The 5,290-nt window shown below is 30.7% G+C and carries 6 protein-coding genes and 1 pseudogene; 1 reads left to right on the forward strand and 6 read right to left on the reverse strand.

Translation table 11 applies throughout. The features are described 5' to 3' along the window. A pseudogene (locus tag D3H64_RS10190) lies at nt 1–560 on the forward strand (hypothetical protein); the annotation flags it as partial. A 43-nt stretch (nt 561–603) separates the two neighbouring features. On the opposite strand, the gene D3H64_RS03080 reads toward D3H64_RS10190, so the two are convergent. From D3H64_RS03080 to D3H64_RS03105, 6 genes are read right to left on the reverse strand one after another with little or no spacing between them, the layout of a single operon-like run. Next, nucleotides 604–1,758, reverse strand: coding sequence for an ATP-grasp domain-containing protein (locus tag D3H64_RS03080; protein ID WP_121564696.1), 1,155 nt, complete (start codon nt 1,756–1,758; stop codon nt 604–606). Nucleotides 1,759–1,767: 9 nt separating this feature from the next. Next, nucleotides 1,768–2,292, reverse strand: coding sequence for a class I SAM-dependent methyltransferase (locus D3H64_RS03085; RefSeq protein ID WP_158589209.1), 525 nt, complete (start codon nt 2,290–2,292; stop codon nt 1,768–1,770). Then, nucleotides 2,292–2,762 carry an NUDIX hydrolase gene (locus tag D3H64_RS03090; protein ID WP_121564700.1) on the reverse strand — a complete coding sequence of 157 codons (471 nt, stop codon included), beginning with the start codon at nt 2,760–2,762 and terminating at the stop codon, nt 2,292–2,294. Before D3H64_RS03090 ends, D3H64_RS03085 begins: the two co-directional genes overlap by 1 nt. Beyond that, nucleotides 2,750–3,394: a deoxynucleoside kinase gene (locus tag D3H64_RS03095; RefSeq protein WP_121564702.1), complete on the reverse strand. Its 645-nt coding sequence runs from the start codon at nt 3,392–3,394 to the stop codon at nt 2,750–2,752. Before D3H64_RS03095 ends, D3H64_RS03090 begins: the two co-directional genes overlap by 13 nt. Next, nucleotides 3,363–4,529: a glycosyltransferase family 4 protein gene (locus tag D3H64_RS03100; RefSeq protein ID WP_121564704.1), complete on the reverse strand. Its 1,167-nt coding sequence runs from the start codon at nt 4,527–4,529 to the stop codon at nt 3,363–3,365. Before D3H64_RS03100 ends, D3H64_RS03095 begins: the two co-directional genes overlap by 32 nt. Further along, the gene (locus tag D3H64_RS03105) at nt 4,492–4,974 is read right to left on the reverse strand and encodes a nucleoside-diphosphate kinase (protein WP_158589210.1); all 483 of its coding nucleotides are present in this window, start codon (nt 4,972–4,974) and stop codon (nt 4,492–4,494) included. The genes D3H64_RS03100 and D3H64_RS03105 overlap by 38 nt, the downstream gene beginning before the upstream one ends. Nucleotides 4,975–5,290 lie beyond the last annotated feature (316 nt).

Raw genomic sequence — 5,290 nt, forward strand, 5'->3', positions numbered from 1 at the left:
GAGTGATATGGCTCGATAATATGTCGACGGCTGTGAAGAAAATACTCGCTGATGGAGAAAGAGAAGTAACAGATAACTTTAGACGCCTTCAATGTCACTTTTCTTTTGAATCTAATTTTTGTAATCCAGTGGCTGGTTATGAAAAAGGGTCTGTAGAAAATTATGTGGGAACGGCTCGGAGGAATTACTTTGTACCGATCCCTCATTTTGACGATATTGAAATATACAATCAGGAGCTTTTGACACGGTGTTATCAGGACCTGAATCGTCAACATTATAAAAAGAAAGTGTCTGTCTATCAGTTGTTTCAAGAAGATTTAGAGGCCATGGCGAGCTTGCCATCTTCACCTTTTGAAGCAGTCAACTATCAATTAGCTCGTACCAACCGACAAGGCATGGTAACTTATCACGCCAAACTTCCTAGTACTATTCTAAATTATTTTAATAGTCTAGCGCATCATCTCTGCTGCCAACGCTGCAGGCATTTCAACGAGAACTGCCTTAGGTGCTTCATATGTACTCATGACTTCACTCCTCCTTTTTATTGTAGTAGTTTTTAACGACCCTCTCCAAGGTCCTAATCTTCAAAAAAAATTATTTATATCAGTTGATTTCTGTTTTCTCAAAATTATCCTCTTTAACAATGGAAATATTATATACTTTTCTATATATCGATGCCTTTGATTGTGGAAAATACCCATTTCTTATTTCAGAATCATGAGGTATGCCGATACTTTCTGTCTCAGAATTGCAATTTAAAAAGCTTCCTTGAACTTCATCTATTAACTTCATATTGAACTTTGGAAATCGTTCATTAATAAGAGATAGATAATGTAAAAATGCTAAATTAAATCCAGTAAAACTCTCTAATCTCCTACTTAAGTAAAAAGAAGAAGCCTGAAATCTTGGATTCAATTCCATAAAATATACATTTTGTTGCGAATCAATAATAAAGTCAATTCCCAGAATCCCTCTATATCCCATATCTTTTACTTTATTGGCAATTGTTACCGAATATTCTCTGATACACTTTTTTAAATGGCTATCAAAATGTTTGGGGTATGTGAAATCTGCTCCCTTATAAATAAATCTTCCATTTTCTTTTTTTATTAATTGTACTGACATTGGAAAAAGAATAATATTCTTTCCAACAACAATAGTAATATTTATTGGAGTATTTGGTTTATACTCTGAAAGACAATATCTTGTATTATTAAGTATTTCAATTTTGTTAAAATCTTCTATTTTTTTTATGAAATATGTATTGTTTCCACCCGCTCCTACCATTCCCTGAACAACTATCTTCCCTTTTTGCTTTAATACATTATTAATAAAGGGAATATCTAGTTCATAACCATTTTTCCAGTTATAATCCAGCATAGGAATAATACCTTGAAATTTTGTGCGAATTTTTTCTTTGTTATTTAAATATTCTAATACTTTAAAAGAATTACCGGGTATTATATTTTCCTTGTTGATAAAATTACATATTTGTTTCGTTCGCTCCTTATCATTGAAAATCAAAAATTTTATAGTAGAATCAAAAGACAATAATTCTTCAACCTTTTCCAACACAAATTGACGAAATTTTTGAACAGCATCATCAGAACGTTCATCTTCAATTAATTGATTACTAAAAAAAATGTTTCCTTTTTCATTATTCGGATACATTGTAATAGACCCTTCAAAAAACAATTCATTGCAAATTCCATTAATAGGACTAAACCCAATATAATAAACCCTATCTCTTTTAATCATATAAATGTCTTAATCCCAATTATTCACATACCATACATAGTCGGATTCTAGCTTTACTCTATCCCCAAAAAGCTCATCAACTGCTCTTTTTACCCCAGTTATTCCTGGATAATTATAGTCATGGCCTGCAATTATACCACCTTGTTTGACTTTCTTTTTCCATAACTCAATATCCTGCTTAACAAAGAGATAATCATGATTTGCATCAATAAAAACTAAATCTAAAGAATTGTCCTTAACATTACTTATAGCTTCTGTTGAATACATTTTAAAATGTTGAATACATTCATTATTATCAACAATCTTTAATATTTTCTGATAAGCATCTACTAGTCTCAAGCTATCTGCCCTAGAATCATCATATTCTGAATAGTTGCTATATGGATCTATTAAAAAATAATTCCGAAATTCATGCTTATCTACTAAGTACTGACAGGTCTTCCCTTCGAACACGCCTATCTCTGTTATCGAATATTCCGAAAGATTCAAGGTATTTAATAAGTCTGATAGTACTTCCCAACGTCGTTTATTCATTATAAAATCTTCCATTCATAATAATTTTTCGCCTTAAAGTTTTCACTTTTTTCTAATGCTTTCAATATTAAAGGTGAAGCATTTTGTTCGTTTAATTCACTTATATCTACCCATTCTTCTCCTAGAGAATCATTAATTTCACAGCAGTTTATAATTTCTTCAACTTTTTTAAAGTTCTCTTTTTTTTCTAATTCTACATCATATAGTCCAAATATATGATGTACTCTTTGTTTGTCATTCAATTTTACAAATGTATCAAATAAGGAATTTTTATAGATTTTAGCTATTTTGAAACTTGTCTCTTCCTCAAATTCTCTATGTAAAGATTCCAACAAACTTTCACTTTTTTGACGACTGCCTCCAGGCAAATCATATCTGCCATTATAAGGACCGCCATTCTTTTTTATACATAATAATTTGTCATTATTGATGCATACACCATATACTCCAAAGTGCTCTAACGTTTCCATATATTCCTCTCAATTTCTGATTTTTTTAAAATATTGACACACTCACTAAATATATCTCGTTTTGTTCTTTCATCTGATATATTAATGAAAAAACTATTATCATTTTTAGATAAAATTTTTATAAATTCCTCTCTGACATTATTTTGAAATTTCAAAAACGACTTTTCTTTAGATAAATGAGGATATATATCTTGACCAGATTCCCAATAATTATAAGCCCCATTCAAACGTTTTAAAGATAATTCAGGAGTGATATCTAGATATATAGTTATATCGGGGACTGAACAATATTCTAAAATAAAATTTAAAACAGAGACATCTGTTCTTCTAGCTTTACCTCTTGAATAAACAGAATATTTATATCTATCCCAAATTATAAAATCAATATTATGATATAACCGTTCTTGTTGATCTACCACACTTAAAAAATGCAATAAGGTATTAACAACTGGAGAAAACTTTCTTCTCTTGCCCTCTTTTATTGCAGGAAGTGTTGTAAAAGACATATTGTATCTTAGAACCCTTACTTTATAGTTTTTACTTTTTAAATATTGACTTAGCAGTTTTACAATTGTACTTTTTCCAGCACCATCATTTCCCTCAATGGCGATGATATAAGGTTTTCTTTTCATAATGTTTAATTACTTTCTCATAGTACTCTGCTGTGGCTTCTGCAACCTTATTTAATTTTAAATCTATTACCCTCTGAAATGCATTTTTCGCAATTTTACCTTTTTCATTTGAATCTATAGCTTCTTGAAGTACTTCTAATAGCTCCTCTTTTGAAAACGGATCACATAACCATCCACTCTTCCCATGCTCGATAATTTCTGCCATTCCCCCATTAATACTACCAATAACAGGACATTGCATTGAAATAGCCTCTAGCATTACATACGGAAAATTTTCAAATAAAGATGGAAAAATACAAACACTTGATGATAAAAATAATTTCTCTAGATCTTCTTTAGAACAATGACCTTTAAAAATTACTCTGGAATGAAATTTAACATTTACCTTGGATAAAACAACCTTTTTAGTGGAAGTATGAAATCTATTTCTATCTGTATCCTTACCCGCAAATACAACTTTAAAATCTAGATTCTTCTCTAAGAAATCATTTAATACCGAAGCTAGTTGTAATACCCCTTTTCTTTCTTCCAGACTTCCTACAAAAAGAAGCATTTTTTGTTCGTTTCTTTTTATGTTTTGTTTTATCTGAGGTAGGGGATTATAGATTACCTCAATATTTTCAAGTTCAGGTAAAGTTCCTTTAACTATATTAGCTAAAGAATTTGAACAACTATATATAGAATCTGCTAATTTTAAGCTTTCAATTTCATCTTGCTCTAATCTTTCCATTCTTTCATCCATAGGCAAATGATTGTAGCTATTCCATACATAAAGAGGAGTGTGCAGTTTTATTACTGTTGGTTTATTTCTAATCGGTAAATAATAAAATCCCTCTGCTCCCCAATCAGCAACTTCAAAAATATCAACTCTTTCCTCAAGTTCTACCATTTTTGACTTCACTTTATTCCTATAAGTAAAATCTTCCTCTAAAGTTAGCTCCGATTTCCCTGATAGATAATGTAGGTTAATTCCCTCAAAAATTTCTTCTCTATCCTCTTTTTCTAAAGTCTTGCAGATTACATGAACTTCATGACCTAATTGAATTAGATCTTTTGAAATCTGATATTGATACGTTGCAATTCCTCCTTTAGGAGTTTCAACTGGAAATTCCTCTGAAACTAGGCATATTCTCATATTCTAATCCACTCCTATCCAAATTTTTTTCTCGAATATAATTCACTTCGCTATCACTCGCATGGATGATATTATAACAGCTTCTGTCACTTGCATCAGCTATTGAATAAGAATCTATCCCCCAATCCCCTCTAATTGTTCCTTTAGGACTTTTTGCTGGGTCTGAGGCACCTATTAATTTCCTAGTATTTGCTATAACATTCTCCCCCCTTAATAATATGACTATCACTTCCTTGTTCACAAAATAATTTAATACCCTATATTTAATGTTTTCAGGTTTATCTTTCAAATTATCTTCGTAATGTGCCATTATTTGATTAGCTGAAACATTTATCTTGCTTATTAATGTAATTTCTCCAAGCTTTTCTAATCTCTTTAAACACCTATCTTCTAAATTTCTCTCTAAACAATCAGGTTTTAATATAATCAGCGTTTCCTCGAACATTTTATTTATCATTATGAAGAACTAAGGTTAAAAAGTCTTCATACCATCCTTTCCAATTATCTACTAAAATATCTTCTGGTGATAATCTATTAGAGTACTCCAAAAATTTCTTTTGTAAAATAACTTTTATGATGTAGAGTTTTAGATACTTTATTTCTAAATTCTCTTTTTCAAGTTGTATTTGGTAAACTAAAAATCAGCCAAGTGGCAATTAAAAATCCAGCCGCTTGACCAACAAAAGAGTCCACTGCCGCCCCTAATACGATATCCTTTTAGTATACGACCACTGAAAGGATGGAATTAGAGGTGTTAACAG

Source organism: Atopobacter sp. AH10, assembly GCF_003664595.1.
Lineage (GTDB): Bacteria > Bacillota > Bacilli > Lactobacillales > Aerococcaceae > Atopobacter.

Excerpts from the sequence above, each read along its gene's own strand:
- D3H64_RS03105 (WP_158589210.1), bottom strand. The coding sequence starts at position 4,974 with ATGTTCGAGGAAACGCTGATTATATTAAAACCTGATTGTTTAGAGAGA.
- D3H64_RS03090 (WP_121564700.1), bottom strand. The coding sequence starts at position 2,762 with ATGGAAACGTTAGAGCACTTTGGAGTATATGGTGTATGCATCAATAAT.
- D3H64_RS03085 (WP_158589209.1), bottom strand. The coding sequence starts at position 2,292 with ATGAATAAACGACGTTGGGAAGTACTATCAGACTTATTAAATACCTTG.
- D3H64_RS03095 (WP_121564702.1), bottom strand. The coding sequence starts at position 3,394 with ATGAAAAGAAAACCTTATATCATCGCCATTGAGGGAAATGATGGTGCT.
- D3H64_RS03100 (WP_121564704.1), bottom strand. The coding sequence starts at position 4,529 with ATGAGAATATGCCTAGTTTCAGAGGAATTTCCAGTTGAAACTCCTAAA.
- D3H64_RS03080 (WP_121564696.1), bottom strand. The coding sequence starts at position 1,758 with ATGATTAAAAGAGATAGGGTTTATTATATTGGGTTTAGTCCTATTAAT.